Origin of the sequence: Ruegeria sp. HKCCD8929 (assembly GCF_013031405.1) — a bacterium.
Lineage (GTDB): Bacteria > Pseudomonadota > Alphaproteobacteria > Rhodobacterales > Rhodobacteraceae > Ruegeria.
On record NZ_WPZY01000008.1, the window covers coordinates 173,737 to 191,334 of the forward strand.

Genomic DNA, 17,598 nt, shown 5'->3' on the forward strand with positions numbered 1-17,598 from the left:
CCGGAATGGCGGGGCGGGTTTCCGTTGTCGGGGAACTTGAGCCGTATATAGTCGCCACCACTCAATAAGGGAAGAGGCGAATGCGCTGGTTGGTTTTCTGGGTTCTGAGCGCGCTGCCGGCTCTGGCCGAGGGTGAGAAGGCGGGTGAGTTCGACTATTATGTGCTGTCGCTCAGCTGGTCGCCGAACTGGTGCGCGACCGAAGGCGATGCGCGCGGTTCTGACCAGTGCGATCCCCGGCATGATTACGGCTGGATTTTGCACGGGCTCTGGCCGCAATTCCATCGCGGCTGGCCATCCTACTGCCGCACGCCCGAGGCCCCGCCCAGCCGCCGCATGACGCGGGAAATGGAAGACATTCAGGCAAGTTCCGGTCTCGCTTGGCACCAGTGGAAGAAGCATGGCACTTGTTCAGGATTGAGCGCAGCGGACTATTTTACCCTGTCCCGCCGTGCCTATGAGGAAGTGACGCGACCTGAGGTGTTCCGCAAACTCGACCGCAGCGTAAAACTGCCTGCTTCGGTGGTGGAAGAGGCATTTCTGAAGGCCAATCTTGCGCTAGAGCGGGACATGGTCACCGTCACCTGCCGCGATGGCCATATCGAGGAGGTGCGGGTTTGTCTCTCACGCGACCTCGACCCGGTGCCCTGCGGCGCGGACGTCATCCGGGATTGCCGAGCCAAGGATGCGGTGTTGGATCCGATTCGCTGAACGGGGAATGAGATGGCGGCCCCTGTGAAATTTCATGGATACCGATACAGCGTATACAACCGGATCGCCCGGCTGGCCCTGCACTACAAGCAGGTCAACTATGAGGTGATCGAGGTTGATCCGTTTTCCGACCTGCCGGAGAGTTATCTCGAATTGCATCCGTTCGGTCGTGTCCCGGTGCTTTCGCACGGCTCGTTCAACCTGTTCGAAACGGGTGCCATCACGCGCTATGTCGACCGGGCATTTGAGGGCCCGCCGTTGCAGCCCGAGGACGCCAACGCCCTGGCAAGAATGGATCAGGTCATCTCGATCATCGACAATTACGCCTATTGGCCGATGGTCAGACAGGTCTTTTCGCACGGCGTGTTTCGACCGCTGATGGGAGAAGCATCCAATAGTGACGAGGTCGCAATAGGCCTAGAAGCGTCCAAACAGGTGCTGTCGGTGCTGGACGATCTGGCGGCAGAGGGAAATATCCTTGACGGGCGCGTCATCACGCTTGCCGATTGCCACTTCGCACCGATGCTGGCCTATTTTGTCGAAGCGGACGAAGGCAAACGGGCGCTTCATCCGTTTCGATTTTTGCGCGGTTGGTGGGATCAGATTGCCACTCTGGACATGCTACCGGATACCGACCCGTTGCGCTGAGAAAGCCGGCTTCACAACTCCTTCCGCGCCCGCAGTGCAGCCGTGATCGTCCCGTCATCCAGATAGTCCAACTCGCCCCCAATCGGCACCCCTTGCGCCAGAGAGGTAAGCCGGACCTGCCCCTCCAACTGGTCAGCGATGTAGTGGGCGGTGGTCTGGCCGTCGACGGTGGCATTCAGCGCCAGGATCACCTCGGTAATGCCTTCTGCGGTGACCCGGTCCTTCAGGCGGGGAATACGCAGGTCCTCGGGGCCGATGCCGTCCAGTGCAGAGAGGGTGCCGCCCAGCACGTGATAGCGCCCCTTGAAGACCGCCGCGCGTTCCATCGCCCAGAGGTCGGCCACATCCTCGACCACGCACAGCTCGCCAGTGGCGCGCGCTTCGCTTTCGCAGATGTCGCAGATGTCGGCGGTGCCCACATTGCCGCAGTTCAGGCATTCGCGCGCGGTCTCGGCCACAGTCTGCAGCGTGTCGGCCAGAGGTGTCAGCAACAGGGCACGCTTGCGGATCAGATGCAGCACCGCCCGCCGCGCCGAACGCGGGCCGAGGCCAGGCAGCTTGGCCATCAGTTCGATCAGGGCATCGATGTCACGGGTTGAGCTCACGTGTCGGCCTGTCCAGACGCCAGAGGCCTGGCCTCCGGCTGCGCGATTGAGGGGATCAGAAGGGCAGTTTCATGTCCTTGGGCAGGCCCATGCTTTCGGTCAGCTTGGCCATCTCGTCCTGCGAGCGTTCGGCCGCCTTGGCCTGCGCGTCCTTGATGGCGGCCAGGATCAGATCCTCGACCACTTCCTTGTCGTCGCCGTTGAAGATCGACGGGTCGATGTCGAGCCCCTTGAGCTCGCCCTTGGCCGAGGCGGTGGCCTTGACCAGACCGGCACCGGATTCGCCAGTGACCAGGATGTCGTTCAGATCATCCTGCATCTGGGTCATCTTGGTCTGCAGTTCCTGTGCGGATTTCATCATCTTGGCCATATCGCCAAGACCGCCGAGGCCTTTGAGCATGAGGGTATCTCCTGAAAGTCGGTTTGCTGCCTAGATACGGGTGGGATGGGGCCAGCACAAGGGTCACATACCCTGATGTATGCGCTGGACCCGAGGAACAGGTGCTCCCGCCCGTCGTCGATGTCCCTTGCGAGACATCTCCTCCCGTTGGGCCCGGCACGGTGCGGGCCATGCCCGCACCGTGCCGGGCCCAAGGCCGCTCAGGGTCATCGGCAGCAGCCGATGGCCCGTGGCGGGCGCGGGAGCCCTTGTTCTCTCGGGCCTGTTTAGATCACCCGGACCGAGGCAAGCCCGTCCGCGTCGGTGACCGAGCAGCAGATGGATTTCAGCGTGCGGGGGTGGTCGTAGTTCCATGGACGGCCCCGGTGCAAAGTGGCGCGCTCGTCCCAGATCAGCACATCCCCCACCTGCCATGTGTGGCTGTAGACGTAATCCGGCCGGGTGCAGAATTCGATGGCCTCTTCCAGCAGCGCCTGGCTGTCGGCGTGGCCCATGCCCTCAATAGCAAAGGCATGCGAGGCGATGAACAGCGCCTCTTCGCCGGTCACCGGGTTGGGCCAGACCGCCCGCCACGGCCGGTCCGGCCAGCGGGTCATTTTTGGCAAGCTGGCCAGCTTGGCCGAGATCTTGGAACGGGAATGGGACAGCCGGTGCCAGATAATCGCATCCTGCAACCGCGCCTTCAGTCGCTGGGGCATGTCGGTCCAGGCCGCGCGGGTCGAGGCGATCTCGGTCTCCCCGCCCGCGGGCGGCACCACCAGCGCCGTCAGGACGTTGACCAGCGCTGGGATTGGCAGAAAGGTGCTGTCGGTGTGCCAGAGCATATTGCCCTGCAAATCCAGCAGGCGCAGGTCGTCGCGGGCGCGCAGCCCGGCCTGGGTTTGGTTTGACAGATCCGAGACCTGAAATTCCACATCGCGCCCCGCTGCCATCGCTTCGCGGTTTTCCAGCGGGCCGAACAGTTCCCCCAGCCGAACGTGATCCGCATCTGTGATGGACTGCGCCGGAAAGAGCAAAGCGGAATGGGTTTCGAACATCCGCCGGATCTCGGGGAACAGATGGTCAGCGGTCACCTCGCGCAGGTCGACGCCATGGACGGTCAGCCCGAAACGCGGGTGAAGCAGTGTGGTGTGCATGTCGAGGCTCCCTCGCGGAATTTCCGGTCAGAATGCGGGGAGAAAAGCGTCGCATCTAGCGGGTTTGCGACCTTTGGGGTGATCTCGAGTATGTACATGCGTGCTGGACGGGTTGGCTTAGGGACAGCAGAGGGAGCGCTAGAAGAGGCGAGGGCGTTTCCAAGCTTCAGCGCATCATCGAACGGGGCGGCAACACTATTTGGATGCGGGCGACCAGACCCGATGGCCGATGGATTTGAACTTCGACATTGGCATCGCGCGGCGTTCGTTGCGGGCCGTCGATCCCGGCTTGTCCAATGTGTCGACAACAGCCCTTCGCGGCGCTTCCCAGATCTCGTGCACTGCAAAACCCTCGGTCAACAGAACCAGAACAACCGTGTAGAAGGCCTTGTCGGTGTTGATCGAGGGGACCATACCCCAACTTCGCCGCTTGCCTTTGCGGCGCCCCTTGATTTGTACGGTTTGCCGCTTTCCACCGGTCACTCGAACAGCGTCGTAGCCTTCGCTATGCGCCTCCGTCAGGTGCAGGTCCAAAAGGCGGGCGGCCTCGAACTCTGCGATCTCGCCGGTAACGCCCAAGGGCTTTTCGGTTACGTTGTAATACTCAATGGCGAGCGTTTTTACGTCTTCCAGAATTTCGAATTCAGTGCGCATGCGCGTCCGCTCAATCCTCTTCGAACGGGTCCCATTCGTCTTCGACCTCGGGCAGGGCTTCTGTCTCGACCTTGGCGGCGCGCTGTTCAGGAGTTTCGATCCTGACGATCTTCGCCTTTGGGAACTCTGCCATCACGGCCTGCACCAGCGGATGCGCCTCGGCCTCGGCTTTCAGTGCCGTCTCGGCGGCGTCGCGCAGTTCGGCGATGGTCGGGGCGTCGCCGTCCGGCACCACCGACACCACCCAGCGGTTGCCGGTCCAGCCCTGCAGGCGCGAGCCGAGGCGTTGGGCCAGGTCGGTCGGCGCCTGTTCGGCGGGCGTGAACTCGATCCGCCCAGGCTGGTAGGAGACCAGCCGGATGCCGGTTTCCACCTCGACCAGCAGCTTCACGTCGCGGTTGGCGCGGATCAGTTCCACCACATGCTCAAAGCTGGGGTAGCGCGCCAGTGCGGCCTGCACATCCTGCGCCAGCGCAGCGGACGGCGCACCGCCATTTCTGCGCGGGGCGGCGGTGTAGGCGGGGCCCGGTGCGTTCGCCACCGGAGCGGCACCCATGCTTTGCAGCGGCATCCCGCCGCCGGGTCCCGGAGCGGGCGGAGGCGGTGCATCCTGCAGCCGCTTGATCAGTTCCTCGGGGCTGGGCAGGTCCGCGACATGGGTCAGCCGGATCACCGCCATTTCGGCGGCCATCATTGCGTTGGGCGCGGCGGCCACCTCTTCCAGCGCTTTCAGCAGCATCTGCCACATCCGGGTCAGTACCCGCATCGGCAGCGCCCCGGCCATCTGCACGCCGCGCGAGCGTTCATCTGGCGAGACGGTGGGGTCCTCTGCCGCGTCCGGCGTGATCTTGACCACCGAGACCCAATGGGTGATCTCGGCCAGATCGCGCAGCACCGCCAGCGGATCGGCGCCCTCGGCATATTGGCCGCCCAGTTCGGTCAGGGCAGCGGCCGCGTCGCCACGCAGGATCATGTCCATCAGATCGAGCACCCGGCCCCGGTCGGCCAGCCCCAGCATGGCGCGCACCTGATCGGCACTGGTCTCACCCGCCCCATGGCTGATCGCCTGATCCAGCAGCGAGGTGGCATCGCGGGCCGAACCCTCGGCGGCGCGGGTGATCAGCGCCAGCGCATCCTCGGCAATCTCGGCACCTTCGGCGGCGGCGATCTTGCGCATCAGGCCGATCATGTCTTCGGGCTCGATCCGGCGCAGGTCAAACCGCTGACAGCGCGACAGCACCGTCACCGGCACTTTGCGAATCTCGGTGGTGGCGAAGATGAACTTCACGTGCTCGGGCGGTTCCTCGAGCGTCTTGAGCAGCGCGTTGAAAGCGCTGGTCGAGAGCATGTGGACCTCGTCGATGATGTAGATCTTGTAGCGCGCGCTGGCGGCGCGGTAGCGGACGCTGTCGATGATCTCGCGGATATCGTTCACCCCGGTGCGGGATGCCGCGTCCATCTCCATCACGTCGACATGGCGGCCTTCCATGATCGCCACACAATGCTCACACTGGCCGCAGGGTTCGGTGGTGGGGCCGCCCTCGCCATCGGGACCGACGCAGTTCATGCCCTTGGCGATGATCCGCGCGGTGGTGGTTTTTCCGGTGCCGCGAATGCCGGTCATGATGAACGCCTGCGCGATCCGGTCCGCTTCGAACGCGTTCTTCAACGTCCGCACCATTGCATCCTGACCGACCAGATCGGCAAAGGTTTCGGGGCGGTATTTGCGGGCAAGGACCTGATAGGGGGCGGGTGCGGTGTCGGTCATCTCTGCTCTGCCGGATTCGTGTCTTGAGGCGGCAGCGTAGAGCGCCGCGTGGCCCGCGTCCACAGCCGCCTGTTGCGTTTTTCTTTTGGTTTCAGGGCAACCGGCGGTACAACATTGAGACCTTGGTTTGAATTTCCGGTTTTGAGTTTGCGGTTTTCGGGAGGGGGCCGGGCATGTCTGAATTTGTGATCTACGCCTTGCAGGTCGGCGGCGGAACGCTGGCGATCAGCCCGATGCCGGGGCGGTATGGCAACTATCCCGAGGACCTCGATACTATCGCTGCATGGGAACCCGGACTGGTGATCTCGATGACCACCGAGATCGAAATGATTCAGGACGGCGCGCGCAATTTCGGATCGGACATTCAGGGCCGTGCGTGCCGCTGGGCGCATCTTCCGGTCGAGGATTTCGGGGCGCCGCCCCGTGCGGTGCAGTTGAAATGGCCGGACGTCAGCGCCGCTGCGCGGCAAGCGCTGGCAGGCGGTGGCCGGGTTCTGGTGCATTGCCGAGGCGGCTGTGGCAGATCCGGCATGGTGGCGCTGCGATTGATGATCGAGTGCGGCGAAACACCCAAAGACGCGCTGGATCACCTGCGCACCGTGCGGGCCTGCGCGGTCGAGACTGAAGGGCAGATGAACTGGGCGCTGCAGGGGCAAAAGCAGTCCGCTGGGTCCTGACGGTCATTCGGAGCGAAACGGCTCAACCGGGACCAAGCCCCTTGCAAGGGGCTTGATGCGGCTGGAAACCGCATGAAGGCGTTTGCAAACGCCTTGCCCGCGCGAGTTGTGCCGTATCATGTCAGAGGGAAACGGTGTGCTGGCTGGCGTTGTATTCCCCGCCCAATGGAACTGCTTCGAGCAGCGCGCAGGGCGGTTGCGCCAACCAGCCTGCCGGAAGCATCCGAGCCTCGGACGACAAAAGCGTATCGGCAAATTGATCGAGCCGGTCGCCATCCTCATCCGCCTCCACGCCGCAGAACACCCGGATACGCTCGTGGCTGGCCCGAAACCGCGCGGAGCAGACCTGCGGGCAGTTCTTCAAGGTGCTGTTGCCCTCGATCTCGAAGTCTTCGGTGGTCACCGGTTTGGCTTTGTCCATGGCTTGCGCCAGCTTCTCGGCCATACGGGCAAGAGCCGGACAGGTTTTACCGGTGTGGCGGCACAGGGTTGCCGTGAATATGTGAGAGTTGGTCTTCCAGATCATGATGCGCCCTCCGCGCGTTGGCCGGGGACACAGGAGGGGAAAGACAGCGGGCGGCTATCGGACCCACCCCGGACACCCCGCCCGAGTTCGAGTTACAGTTCCGATGGCAGGTCTCCTGACTTGCGGGTCACAGCTTTGCCGACCTTCCCAGCCTTACGGCCAGTGGCATTCCGGCATCGCTCTCCGCCTACAGTTGCGGGGGCAGTCGCGGCCTTGGTCCATCCCGGTTTCCCGGTCCGGACCGCACCGTGTTCCCTTTTCATCCCGGCCGCAGATTCGGCGCGGGAACCATCACCTGATGGCTAGCGGGTTGCATGGGCTGACGTCAATGGATTTTGGTAAGGCGCATCTTCTGCGGTAGCGCGCGCAGGACATCCGAGCTTTGCCGTGCCCGCGCCAATTGCCAGCCGCCCTGGAGCAGGATGAACAGCGTATCGGCGGTCTCTAGCGGGTTGTCGATGCCAAATCGCCCGGCATGATGCGCCACCTCGGTGATCCAGCCTTCGTAGAGGTGATGCGCGTGATCGCGGAAGGTGGCGTTGTCGGGCCCCTCGAACAATGTGGAGGAGATCGGACAGCCATCCCACTGTCCCGATTTATCGAACAGTTTCGCGACCTTGTGGCACAGGGTCTCGACCCCGTCCTGAAAGCTGTCTGCCGGTTCGAATGAGGCTGCGATCAGCCGCAGCATCCCGTCCGAGGCCCAGGTGGCAGCGGCGACGGCAAGGTCGGATTTGCCGTTGGGAAAGTGGTGATAGAGCGAACCCTTGGGCGCATCGGCGGCGCTCAGCAACTCGCTCAGCCCCACGCCGTGATAGCCTGACCGTCGGAACAGGTCGGCGGCGGTACGGATCAGGCGGTCTTTGGTCGGTAGCGGACGTTCGGTCATTTGGCTGCCATATTGACAGGGCTAGACCGATTGGTCCAGAAAGGGATGTAGACCGATTGGTCTAGGAGGTCGCGGGAGGTGACGATGCTAGACGCGCAAGGAACGGTAACGGTCGAGGAATTTAGGTTCCCGGCAGGATCTGCCGAGTTGTCGGCGGTGCTTCACCAGCCGGCAGAGGCTCCTGCAGCGGCTGTCGTTCTGAACGGCGCCACCGGCGTGCCGCGCGATTACTACCGCCATTTCGCCCGCTGGCTGGCTGCCGAGCGGGGGATGGCCTGCCTGATCTATGACTACCGCGACTTCGGAACCTCTCTGAACGGGCAGTTGCAGGACTCAAACGTGAACATGGCCGATTGGGCGCTGACGGACATGCCTGCGGCACGGGCAGAAATGCGCCGCCGCTATCCCGGCGTGCCCCTCTGGGTGATCGGTCATTCGGTGGGCGGTATGCTGATGCCGCTGCAGGACGGGATCGAGGATATCGACCGCATGATCTGCGTCTGCGCCGGGTTAGTGCATCACGTCGACCACCCGTGGCCTTATCAGGCGCTGGCGCGGCTTTTCTGGTTTGGCCATGTCCCGCTGATGGTGAAGACGCTTGGCTATCTGCCCGGTAAGATCACCGGTTTTGGCGCCGATCTCCCGCCGCGAGTTTACTGGCAATGGCGCAAATGGTGCACCTCGCGCCAGAGCTACCTGCCCGAGACGGGTGTGACCCTGCCCGCACCGGACTGGGGCCGCTCCGGAGCGCCGGTCGATCTGGTTGCGCTAAGTGATGACGTAATGATCCCGGCCAAATGTGTCTGGCGGCTGGAACAGGTCTATGGTCCGGCAGCGCGGAAACAGGAGCTGAACCCGCGTGATTTCGGGTTGAAGGCGGTGGGGCATCTCGGCGCCTTTGCCCGCCGCAATGCCGCGATCTGGCCTGCGCTGCTAGGTGAGGCATAGGGGCGCCCTGACAGGCGCCCCCGCCCGGTCAGTAACCTTTGCGCCCCTTATGGGCGCGCTGGACCGACTTGATCATCTTTCCGAACTCCCGATGCCGCGCCCGTGCTTCGGCCACGGTTTCCGAGTTGTACCGGTCCTCGCGCTGTAGTTTCTGCCAGCGATTCAGGCGGTCGGGATCAAGTTCACCCGCAGTAATTGCGGCCTCGATGGCACAGCCGGGTTCGCCCTGATGGGAACAGTCGGAAAACCGGCACGCCGCCGCCAGTTCCAGCAGATCGGCAAAGACCGCATCAACACCCTCGCCTGCATCCAGCAGGCGCAGGGCGCGCATGCCGGGCGTGTCGATCAACCAACCGCCGTTGGTCATCCGGCGCAGCGAGCGGAAGGTGGTGGTGTGGCGGCCCTTGGCATCGTCCTCGCGAATCCCAGCGGTCGCATCCACCGAACCAGTGAGGCCATTGGTGAGCGTCGTCTTGCCGACGCCCGAGGATCCGAGCAAAGCGCCGGTTTGCCCTGCCGGACACCACTCAGCGACTCGGTGCAGGTCTTCTTCATCGCGCGCGTTGACTGAAAGGACTGTGAGAAAGGGCGCCAGTGCCTCGGCTTGCTTGATGTAGTCGTCGGGGTCATCACACGTGTCGGCTTTGGTCAGGACGACCACAGGGTAACATCCGGCCCGATTGGCCAGCGCCAGGTATCGCTCCAGCCGCGCCGGGTTGAAATCGGCATTGCAGGAACTGGTGATGAAGAGCACATCCACATTTGCTGCGATCAGTTGCGATTGCGCATCCGTGCCCGCCGCGCGGCGCTTGAGTTCCGTGCGCCGGTCCAGCAGGCGAATGATGCGGTTGGCGTCATTGGCCAGCACCCAGTCGCCGACGGCAAACCCGCCGGTGGTCTGGCCTGCAGGAGCCAACAGTGGGTGTTCGCTGTCCGGCGACAATCCGGTCATCCGGTCGCGATGGACTGCCGCGATGCGTAAGGGCACAAGGTGGGGGTCCGCTGCCGCTTGGGCTGCGAAAAAGGAGGACCATCCGAGGTCCGGGTAAGTAAAAGACATTGCTCTGCCTGTGTAGGAATCACGCAAGCCAAGCCGATGGCGCACGCGCACCCGCTTGGGATGGGTTCAGGCAGGGGACTGGATAACTTCGGTCAGAACCGCGCCTGAAGGGATTTTGCTACAATCATAAAAGCCCCCCTTTGGCTTTCTGGTTCTGGTGTGCCGCTGGATGCGGTCTAGTGAGAGGCTGGACATCGACCCAAGCGGGACTCGTTGTGGCTGCTTCCTTCCGGACCTGACCAGGTTGGCGAGGCGCTCGCCCGCGCCAACCTCTCGATTGTCGATATAGTCACGCTGGTAGGGAAAGGCAACCCGTCAGAGCCGCAGCCCGAAGCGCAAAAAGCCGTCTTGATCCATGCCCAGTGGCTCGGGCTGATACTTTGCAAGCTCGTCCAGATATCGCCTGGCACCCGGTCCGGTGCGCAGGGTCACTTGCGTTTCCTTCAGGGGCGAAAACCTCCACGAAGGCGGCGCGTTTTCCAGCGGGTCGGAGGGTAGACGCCCGGTGAGATAGTCGCGCAGGATGTCCTGAATGCGTAGAGGTGGGATAGAGATCTTGTCAGCACCTGAAAGCGCTGCGAAATGGCCTCCACCTGCGGCGCGATAGTTGTTCAGGGCAACCACAAAGCGTTGATCGTCCGTCACCGGGGTGCCATTCAGCCTCAAGCCGTGAATCCGGTGATGGGCAGGGTCCGTCAGGGTGCCGTCAGGGTGAAACCGTGCCGGGGCGGACAGGTCGATTTCGTACTCCACCCCGTGCAACACATCGAAATTATGTCCTGCACGGTCGCGGTCTACCAGCTCGGTCCCGCAGCTGCCGGGAGTGATTTGGTGGAACAGCACAGCGGACATCTCGAGCCAGTCCCGGAGCTGCGCGCCGGACACGATGCGCGCGCGTAATTCGTTGGGAAAGACATGCAGATCGGCCACGTGTCGCAGAGAGATCTGGCCTGGGGGCACCTCGGTATAATGCCGGGGGCCAGCCCGCCCGCCGAATTTCGATGGGGCCGCCGCCGAAAGCAGCGGCAGCTCGGCCTCTGGCCTGCCCGACAGGTAAGGACGTAGCGCAGCAGCTTGGGCAGCTGCTACCAGCGCCAGCCCTCGGTCGGGCGCGCAGAAACTGAAGTAGCTGTGCAGGGGGTGTTCGATCTGTCCCACCGGCTGCCCCATTCGGGCACGGGTTGCGGCGTGTGCTGGGGCGAGCAACTCTGTCAGTTCAGGGTCCTCAGGTGTTGTCGGAACCGCATCGCCGCTGGCGTCTCGCTCAGAGATCGGGCGCAACTCGGCTCTGCGCTCGGTGATCTGCCATCCTCCCTGCCCATCGGCCGCCAATGTCAGGTCGATCACGCCCAGATGGGATCCCGATGCGCCTGGCATCACCATCGGTTTTCCATTCACCAGCCCGCGTTCGGCCTCCATCCGTTCCAGCCCCTTATGCTCTCCATCGGGAAGAAGCAGGTGAGTGTGTCCGGCCACGACGGCGTCTATACCATCCAAATAGGCCAGTGGTATCGCGGCGTTTTCCATGTTGGGCCGCGCGGTGCCATCGTCCAACCCGGTGTGCGCCAGCGCGACGATCAGATCACATCCCTGTCCGCGCAGCTCCTTCACTGCCTGTTCAGCAGCGCTCAAAATGTCCGAGGCGTCCGCTTGGCCTTCAAGCACATGCGCTTCCCATTCCATCGTCTGTGGCGGCAGGACCGAGAACAGGCCGATTCGCAATTGATGGGTTTGTCCGCCGGCGGCGACGGTTCGCGTCAGGATTGCCGTGACCCGCCAGGTGGTAGAGCCTCTTAGTCGGAGCAGGTTCGAACACAGCACCGGGCAAGGTGCCTGCGTCAGGATTTGGTCCAGCGCGTCCAGCCCGAAGTTGAAATCGTGGTTTCCCAAACCGATCGCATCGTATCCCAAATGGTCGAAAGCCTGCATAAGGGGGTGCGGAACGTCACTTTCCTCAGCCGCCCAATCACCCAGTGGCGTGCCTTGCAGGGAATCGCCATTGTCCACCAAAAGAGTAGTTGTACCCGACGCATTGGCCTCGGCACGGGCTGCGCTGATGAGGCTCGCTGTGCGGGTCAGCCCTACGGTCGGCTCTGATCTGTCGGCGTAATAGTCGAAGCTGAGCAGATTCATATGCAGGTCGGACGTCGCCAGCAGCCGCAGCCGGGCGGTGGTGCCTTGGGCAGGCTGGTCCCGTTCTTGAGACGCGTCGCCGCCACCGGTGGATAACAATGCCATCTATACCAAATCGTTTGGGTTTCTTTTTATGGTTGTTCTAAATGAATTAAAAACGCTGAAAAAGTGAACTCATGCAAAATGTGTTGTGAAAATTCTGCGGTTTAGCGCTGAATTAGTGAAACGACCGGGCATTGATTGCCATTGCACAGCCGCGCGGGCCATGGCAGCCCTATGCCGAATGGCAAAGGGAAGCAGGGAATGAAGCGGGCAGAGCAGGTCACTTTCGGCGGGTCCGGGCTGAACCGGGCAGCGCATCTTCGGGGCGATGCCGCGGCTCTGGCCGCCGCAAGGGCGCATCCAAAGGCGGCCTGTCTGTTGCTCTGGCGCGGCAAACCGCTGGTGCAGGGCGAGCGGCTGGATCGACTGTCTCTGGTACCGATGACCCATCCGCTGGTGCAATCCGGGTCGGGCGGTGCCGCCGACGGGCCGGTTCTGCTGGGTCTGGCTGAGGATGAGGCGCCACTTTTTGCCGCCGACATCTCGGCCTGGCAACCCGAAGGGCAGGACTTGTCGGGCCTGGGTAATTTCGTCGACCCGACCGAACAGCAGCACCCCGATCTGCCCGCAGGCCACGTCTTTGCTGAGCTTCGCCGCATCATGTCGCGGCTCAGCCCGCGCGATGCGGAGCTTGCGGCCAGCGCCAAGGCTGTCATCGGCTGGCATGAAACACACCGGTTCTGCGCACGCTGCGGTGCGCAAAGCGAGATGGTTCAGGCGGGTTGGCAGCGCAGTTGCCCCACCTGTGGCGGCCAGCATTTCCCGCGTACCGACCCGGTGGTGATCATGCTGATCACATATGGCGATTCGGTGCTGATGGGCCGCTCGCCCGGATGGCCCGAGGGCATGTACTCGCTCTTGGCGGGGTTCGTTGAACCCGGAGAGACGCTGGAAGCCGCCGTGCGCCGCGAGGTAATGGAAGAGGCCGGCGTGCGTGTGGGGCAAGTGGACTACCTCGCCAGCCAGCCATGGCCCTTCCCGGCGTCGCTGATGTTTGGCTGCGCGGGCAAGGCGCTGTCCCGTGATATTCGGATCGACCCGGTTGAGATCGAGGATGCGCTTTGGGTTGGCAAGGGCGAGATGATGCAGGTATTTGCGGGCGAGCACCCGAATCTGCTGCCTGCCCGGAAAGGGGCCATCGCCCATTTTCTCCTGCAGAACTGGCTTGCGGATACGTTGGATTAAATCGACAGTGACCTGGATAACGAAACGCGCAGGGAATAGATGCATTTTTCTGGCAGGGAAGATATCGAGGCACCTATCGCGGCGGTGTTTGATATGCTCTCGGAGTTTGAGCGGTTCGAACGTCTGGCAATCCGGCGCGGTGTCGAGGTAACGAGGTCAGCGGGATCGGTCGCATCACCGGTTGGGTTGACATGGGATACGGTTCTCAGGATCCGGGGAAAATACCGCGAGATGCAGGTTGTGCTCGAACACTACGAGCCCCCGCACCTGATGCGCTTTCAGGCCACGAGCAAGGGCGTGGACGCAATCACGGGGATCGAACTGCTGGCATTGTCTGCCAGTCGAACCCGTTTGATCTTTGACCTCAACCTCACGCCAAAGACGCTGCCGGCACGTCTGTTTCTGCAATCTCTAAAGCTGGCGCGGGCGCGGCTGAAGCGGCAGTTCGAGCTCAGGCTGGCCGAGTTGGCAAGGGATCTGGAAGAGCGTCACTCCCGTTCTTCGGCTTAGCCGGAAAGCCCGGCGGGAAAGCCGCTTCCAAACGCACTGCACCGCCCTGGCCAGCCGTCTAGCTGCGCGACCGGGCTGCGGGATAGACGCCGAGAATCTCGACATTGGTGGTGAAATGCTCCAGCTCGTCCATGGCCAGCTGAACGTTTTTGTCCTCCGGGTGTCCGACGATATCGGCATAGAACTGGGTCGCGGTGAAGGACCCATCGACCATGTAGCTTTCTAGCTTGACCATGTTCACGCCGTTGGTCGCGAACCCACCCATCGCCTTGTAGAGAGCGGCAGGGATGTTGCGCACCTGAAACACGAAGCTGGTGATCATTTCGTGATCGCCGCGGCGTGATTCGTCCATCTCGCGGGACATGACCAGAAAGCGGGTGGTATTGTCGCCCCGATCCTCGATATGCCGGGCTAACACGTCGAGCCCGTAGATCTCGGCTGCCAGTTCGCTGGCCAGCGCCGCATGAGCCTTGTCTCCACGCTCGGCAACCTCACGCGCTGCACGGGCATTGTCCGGGCTGACCCGCCCACGGATATTGTGTTGGCGCAGAAATCCCTGGCACTGGGGCAGCAGGACCAGATGGGAATGCGCCTCGGCAATGTCCTCAAGCCGCGCACCGGGCACCGCAAGAAGGTTGATATGCACACGCACAAAGGCCTCGTCGATGATATGCAGCCCGCTATGGGGCAGCAGCCGATGGATGTCGGCCACCCGGCCATAGGTCGAGTTCTCGACTGGCAACATCGCCAGGTCGGCATCCCCCGACCGCACCGCTTCGATCACGTCCTCGAAGGTGCGGCAAGGCAACGCATCCATGCCGGGCCGTGCATTGCGGCAAGCCTCGTGACTGTAGGCGCCGGGCTCTCCCTGAAAGGCGATACGGTTGGTCATTTGGTCGTTTCCGTGCAACAAGTTCATCAATTGGGCGTTTGGTCGCGGTGTCTATACCTTGCCTCTTGCAAGGGGAAGCCTTAGACAGCCGCGCAGACAGCTGAAATGGACTCGCGATCAATGTTTGACACGATGACAGTTACCAAGGCCGCCGCTGGCCTGTTTGGCGCCTTCCTGGCGCTGCTTCTGGCAAAATGGGCGGCCGAAGCCCTCTATCACGTGGATAGCCACGGAGAGGCTTCGTACATTATCGAAACCGAGGGGTCGGCTGACGAGATCAGTGAGGCCGAGGAAGTCAGCTTTGACGAGATGATGATGGCCGCTGACGTCGAAAAAGGCGCCAGAGTGTTCAAGAAATGCGCAGCCTGCCACAAGCTGGAAGACGGCGCGAACGGCACCGGGCCCTATCTGTATGGCGTTGTCGGTCGCCCGGTAGCCTCGGCTGCTGGCTTTGGCGCCTATTCGGGCGCGCTGCAGGACAAGGGCGGCGACTGGACCCCGGAAGCGCTGGATGCCTTCCTGGCCAAGCCGAGCGCGGATGTTCCGGGCACATCCATGAGCTTTGCCGGTCTCAAGAAGGCGGCAGACCGGGTAAACGTGATCGCCTATCTGGACAGCCTGGACGACTGATCAGGTTGGCTCCTGCGTTAAGACAAAGCCGCTGTGGAAACGCAGCGGTTTTTTGTTTTCCGGGCGCTTGAAGCTATCTTCACGAAGCGTTCACATATTCTAAACTTGAATCTCGCCCGGCTGGACCTTTAGCTATCGGCCACAAGATCAAGAATGACACGAACCGCAGGAGAGGCCGTTATGACGAACAGACAGTTCCCTGATATCAGATTCGATATCGACCGGAGGACGGCACTGCAGTTCCTTGGGGCCGGAGCGATGGCTGCCGCGACAAATTCTGTCACAGGTCTGGCCAGCGCTGCAGGCGAAGATGAGATCATTATCTCGCACGGTTATTCATATTTTGGTGACCTGAAATATCCTGCTGGCTACCCTCATTTCGACTACGTGAATCCGAATGCTCCGGTTGGAGGCGAGATTTCGGTCAGCACGCGCGGCACCTTTGACGGTATGAACCGGTTCAATTGGCAGGGCAAAGCGGGTCTCTTTTCCGGCCTTATCGCAGAAGGCATGTTCGGGGATGGCCCATTCGGGACGGCAACCCCGGCGGATTCAATCACGGACGCCTATGGTCTGATTGCCGAAACCGTCGAGTACCCAAAAAGCAAGCGGTGGTGTGTATTCCACATGCGCCCCGAAGCGCGTTTTGCCGATGGTACACCGCTAACGGCGCACGATGCCGCGTTCACTCACGACCTGTTCCTTGAGCAGGGCATCCGCAGCTATGCACGGGCAGTGAAGGAACGAATCGAAGGGTACGAAATCATCGACGACCATACTCTGAAGTATAACTTCGTCGATGGCATCTCTCGGCGGTCGCTCATCTCGCAAGTTGGCGGAACCCCTGTTTTTTCAAAGGCCTGGTACGAAGAAACTGGTGAAAGGCTTGACAAGCAGAGCCTGAAAACGCCGATGGGCAGCGGTCCTTACGTGGTCGATGATTTCGAGATCAACAGATACATCGTCTACAAGCGAAATCCCGACTATTGGGGTTGGCACCTGCCGATCAACAAGGGGCGCCACAATTTCGAACGGGTCCGGGTCGAGTATTTCGCTGACGATGCAGCCGAGTTTGAGGCTTTCAAGGCTGGTATCTACACCTTCAGGGCAGAAGGTAGCACCAAGAAGTGGGCAACAGGATATGATTTTCCTGCCGTGCAGAAGGGGGAGGTCAAGCTCGAAACCATCGCGGATCAGAACCCGCCGATCCCGACAGGATTCGTGTTCAACTTCCTGCGCGACCCATTCAAGGACAAACGCGTTCGTGAAGCGCTGAGTCTGGCGTTCAATTTTGAATGGACCTCAGCATCGCTGCAATATGGGCTGACCAAGCAGCGCCATTCCTTTGCGGAAAACTCCGAAGTCGAGGCCAAGGGCGTACCAGAAGGCCTGGAAAAGGCGTTCCTGGAAAGCCTTGGTGATCTTGTTCCGGCCGAGTTGTTGTCCGAAGAGGCCGTTCTGGCGCACACGTCCAACGCCGACCGGCAAACGGATCGTCGAAACAAACGTAAGGCGCTGAAACTTCTTGCCGAAGCGGGTTGGGAAGTAGGTGCGGGAGGTAAGCTGCGCAATGCGTCCGGCGAGCCCATGCGGTTCAAGATTATGCAATCGGCAGCGTCTTCGGACACAGCGCAAGCAATCATCACTACTTATGTTTCAAATCTTGCCAGCTTTGGGATCAGCGCCGAGGCGGAAAAAGTCGACACCGCGCAATATACGCAGCGCTACTACGACAAAGATTGGGACATGATCTTCTTCCGCAATCAACCGTTTCAGATTGCGTCTACTGGCTTGAAGCAGTCATACGGATCGGAAACTGCCGTAGTATCGTCCTATAACCCGCAGTCCCTGCAAGATCCGCTTGTCGATGCGATCATCGAGGCCGCATTGCTGACCGAGTCGCGCGAAGAAGAAATCGCATCGCTGAAAGCGCTGGATCGTACACTGCGCTATTTGCGTATCCAGATTCCTGCAGGATATGTCGCAGACAATTGGGTCGCGTATTACGACATGTACGAACATCCGGAAGAGTTACCGCCGCTCGGGGTCGGGTATCTGGATTTCTGGTGGTTCAACGAAGACAAATACAAGGCGCTCAAAGCTGCCGGCGCACTGAGGTAACGAA

18 protein-coding genes, 1 other RNA gene and 1 riboswitch are annotated in these 17,598 nt (G+C 61.8%); of the genes, 8 read left to right on the forward strand and 11 right to left on the reverse strand.

What is annotated here, in order from left to right:
- The first annotated feature begins 80 nt into the window (after positions 1-80).
- On the forward strand, positions 81-710 hold the full coding sequence (locus GOX53_RS14460) for a ribonuclease T2 (protein WP_171177516.1): 630 nt from the start codon (positions 81-83) through the stop codon (positions 708-710).
- Between the two features lie 24 nt (positions 711-734).
- Positions 735-1,358, forward strand: a complete 624-nt coding sequence (locus GOX53_RS14465; RefSeq protein WP_371810310.1) for a glutathione S-transferase family protein — start codon at positions 735-737, stop codon at positions 1,356-1,358.
- An 11-nt stretch (positions 1,359-1,369) separates the two neighbouring features.
- Here the strand turns inward: GOX53_RS14465 and recR are convergent, their stop codons facing one another.
- The 5 genes from recR to GOX53_RS14490 form a co-directional block, all read right to left on the reverse strand.
- Positions 1,370-1,963, reverse strand: a complete 594-nt coding sequence (gene recR / locus GOX53_RS14470) for a recombination mediator RecR (protein WP_171177520.1) — start codon at positions 1,961-1,963, stop codon at positions 1,370-1,372.
- A 55-nt stretch (positions 1,964-2,018) separates the two neighbouring features.
- Positions 2,019-2,363, reverse strand: a complete 345-nt coding sequence (locus GOX53_RS14475) for a YbaB/EbfC family nucleoid-associated protein (RefSeq protein ID WP_171177523.1) — start codon at positions 2,361-2,363, stop codon at positions 2,019-2,021.
- A 266-nt stretch (positions 2,364-2,629) separates the two neighbouring features.
- Entirely contained in the window at positions 2,630-3,499 is an 870-nt protein-coding gene (locus GOX53_RS14480) for a TauD/TfdA family dioxygenase (protein ID WP_171177525.1), read from the reverse strand.
- 195 nt (positions 3,500-3,694) lie between these two features.
- On the reverse strand, positions 3,695-4,153 hold the full coding sequence (locus GOX53_RS14485; protein ID WP_171177526.1) for a hypothetical protein: 459 nt from the start codon (positions 4,151-4,153) through the stop codon (positions 3,695-3,697).
- Positions 4,154-4,163: 10 nt separating this feature from the next.
- Positions 4,164-5,921: a DNA polymerase III subunit gamma/tau gene (locus GOX53_RS14490; RefSeq protein WP_171177528.1), complete on the reverse strand. Its 1,758-nt coding sequence runs from the start codon at positions 5,919-5,921 to the stop codon at positions 4,164-4,166.
- A gap of 173 nt (positions 5,922-6,094) precedes the next feature.
- Here GOX53_RS14490 and GOX53_RS14495 point away from each other — a divergent pair, with 173 nt between their 5' ends.
- Entirely contained in the window at positions 6,095-6,598 is a 504-nt protein-coding gene (locus GOX53_RS14495) for a dual specificity protein phosphatase family protein (RefSeq protein WP_171177530.1), read from the forward strand.
- A 121-nt stretch (positions 6,599-6,719) separates the two neighbouring features.
- On the opposite strand, the gene GOX53_RS14500 is transcribed toward GOX53_RS14495, so the two are convergent.
- The gene (locus tag GOX53_RS14500; RefSeq protein WP_171177532.1) at positions 6,720-7,124 is read right to left on the reverse strand and encodes a hypothetical protein; all 405 of its coding nucleotides are present in this window, start codon (positions 7,122-7,124) and stop codon (positions 6,720-6,722) included.
- Between the two features lie 87 nt (positions 7,125-7,211).
- A riboswitch (cobalamin riboswitch) is annotated at positions 7,212-7,432 on the reverse strand.
- 17 nt (positions 7,433-7,449) lie between these two features.
- Positions 7,450-8,013 carry a TetR/AcrR family transcriptional regulator gene (locus GOX53_RS14505; RefSeq protein WP_171177534.1) on the reverse strand — a complete coding sequence of 188 codons (564 nt, stop codon included), beginning with the start codon at positions 8,011-8,013 and terminating at the stop codon, positions 7,450-7,452.
- 84 nt (positions 8,014-8,097) lie between these two features.
- Between GOX53_RS14505 and GOX53_RS14510 the strand changes: the two genes are divergently transcribed.
- On the forward strand, positions 8,098-8,961 hold the full coding sequence (locus GOX53_RS14510) for a serine aminopeptidase domain-containing protein (RefSeq protein WP_171177536.1): 864 nt from the start codon (positions 8,098-8,100) through the stop codon (positions 8,959-8,961).
- Positions 8,962-8,989: 28 nt separating this feature from the next.
- Here the strand turns inward: GOX53_RS14510 and rsgA are convergent, their stop codons facing one another.
- From rsgA to GOX53_RS14525, 3 genes are all read right to left on the reverse strand, one after another.
- Entirely contained in the window at positions 8,990-9,949 is a 960-nt protein-coding gene (gene rsgA, locus GOX53_RS14515) for a ribosome small subunit-dependent GTPase A (RefSeq protein ID WP_371810312.1), read from the reverse strand.
- Between the two features lie 249 nt (positions 9,950-10,198).
- Positions 10,199-10,297: signal recognition particle sRNA small type (gene ffs, locus GOX53_RS14520), an RNA gene on the reverse strand.
- Between the two features lie 39 nt (positions 10,298-10,336).
- Positions 10,337-12,259 (reverse strand): bifunctional 2',3'-cyclic-nucleotide 2'-phosphodiesterase/3'-nucleotidase, encoded by a 1,923-nt coding sequence (locus tag GOX53_RS14525; protein ID WP_171177540.1) that lies wholly within the window; start codon positions 12,257-12,259, stop codon positions 10,337-10,339.
- Positions 12,260-12,457: 198 nt separating this feature from the next.
- Here GOX53_RS14525 and nudC point away from each other — a divergent pair, with 198 nt between their 5' ends.
- Both nudC and GOX53_RS14535 read left to right on the forward strand, forming a co-directional pair.
- Positions 12,458-13,441 carry an NAD(+) diphosphatase gene (gene nudC / locus GOX53_RS14530; protein ID WP_171177542.1) on the forward strand — a complete coding sequence of 328 codons (984 nt, stop codon included), beginning with the start codon at positions 12,458-12,460 and terminating at the stop codon, positions 13,439-13,441.
- A gap of 39 nt (positions 13,442-13,480) precedes the next feature.
- On the forward strand, positions 13,481-13,951 hold the full coding sequence (locus GOX53_RS14535) for an SRPBCC family protein (protein WP_171177543.1): 471 nt from the start codon (positions 13,481-13,483) through the stop codon (positions 13,949-13,951).
- A gap of 58 nt (positions 13,952-14,009) precedes the next feature.
- Here the strand turns inward: GOX53_RS14535 and GOX53_RS14540 are convergent, their stop codons facing one another.
- Positions 14,010-14,843 carry a prephenate dehydratase gene (locus tag GOX53_RS14540; RefSeq protein ID WP_171177545.1) on the reverse strand — a complete coding sequence of 278 codons (834 nt, stop codon included), beginning with the start codon at positions 14,841-14,843 and terminating at the stop codon, positions 14,010-14,012.
- A gap of 120 nt (positions 14,844-14,963) precedes the next feature.
- Between GOX53_RS14540 and GOX53_RS14545 the strand changes: the two genes are divergently transcribed.
- Together GOX53_RS14545 and GOX53_RS14550 are read left to right on the forward strand one after the other, a co-directional pair.
- Entirely contained in the window at positions 14,964-15,473 is a 510-nt protein-coding gene (locus GOX53_RS14545; protein WP_171177546.1) for a cytochrome c family protein, read from the forward strand.
- A 180-nt stretch (positions 15,474-15,653) separates the two neighbouring features.
- Positions 15,654-17,594: an extracellular solute-binding protein gene (locus GOX53_RS14550; protein ID WP_254446569.1), complete on the forward strand. Its 1,941-nt coding sequence runs from the start codon at positions 15,654-15,656 to the stop codon at positions 17,592-17,594.
- Positions 17,595-17,598 lie beyond the last annotated feature (4 nt).

Bases quoted from the DNA above. Each gene is read 5' to 3' on its own strand.
- GOX53_RS14535 (WP_171177543.1), top strand. From the start codon at position 13,481: ATGCATTTTTCTGGCAGGGAAGATATCGAGGCACCTATCGCGGCGGTG.
- GOX53_RS14540 (WP_171177545.1), bottom strand. From the start codon at position 14,843: ATGACCAACCGTATCGCCTTTCAGGGAGAGCCCGGCGCCTACAGTCAC.
- GOX53_RS14545 (WP_171177546.1), top strand. From the start codon at position 14,964: ATGTTTGACACGATGACAGTTACCAAGGCCGCCGCTGGCCTGTTTGGC.
- GOX53_RS14480 (WP_171177525.1), bottom strand. From the start codon at position 3,499: ATGCACACCACACTGCTTCACCCGCGTTTCGGGCTGACCGTCCATGGC.
- GOX53_RS14485 (WP_171177526.1), bottom strand. From the start codon at position 4,153: ATGCGCACTGAATTCGAAATTCTGGAAGACGTAAAAACGCTCGCCATT.
- GOX53_RS14525 (WP_171177540.1), bottom strand. From the start codon at position 12,259: ATGGCATTGTTATCCACCGGTGGCGGCGACGCGTCTCAAGAACGGGAC.
- GOX53_RS14550 (WP_254446569.1), top strand. From the start codon at position 15,654: ATGACGAACAGACAGTTCCCTGATATCAGATTCGATATCGACCGGAGG.
- GOX53_RS14510 (WP_171177536.1), top strand. From the start codon at position 8,098: ATGCTAGACGCGCAAGGAACGGTAACGGTCGAGGAATTTAGGTTCCCG.
- GOX53_RS14460 (WP_171177516.1), top strand. From the start codon at position 81: ATGCGCTGGTTGGTTTTCTGGGTTCTGAGCGCGCTGCCGGCTCTGGCC.
- GOX53_RS14500 (WP_171177532.1), bottom strand. From the start codon at position 7,124: ATGATCTGGAAGACCAACTCTCACATATTCACGGCAACCCTGTGCCGC.
- GOX53_RS14495 (WP_171177530.1), top strand. From the start codon at position 6,095: ATGTCTGAATTTGTGATCTACGCCTTGCAGGTCGGCGGCGGAACGCTG.
- nudC (WP_171177542.1), top strand. From the start codon at position 12,458: ATGAAGCGGGCAGAGCAGGTCACTTTCGGCGGGTCCGGGCTGAACCGG.
- GOX53_RS14505 (WP_171177534.1), bottom strand. From the start codon at position 8,013: ATGACCGAACGTCCGCTACCGACCAAAGACCGCCTGATCCGTACCGCC.
- GOX53_RS14490 (WP_171177528.1), bottom strand. From the start codon at position 5,921: ATGACCGACACCGCACCCGCCCCCTATCAGGTCCTTGCCCGCAAATAC.
- GOX53_RS14475 (WP_171177523.1), bottom strand. From the start codon at position 2,363: ATGCTCAAAGGCCTCGGCGGTCTTGGCGATATGGCCAAGATGATGAAA.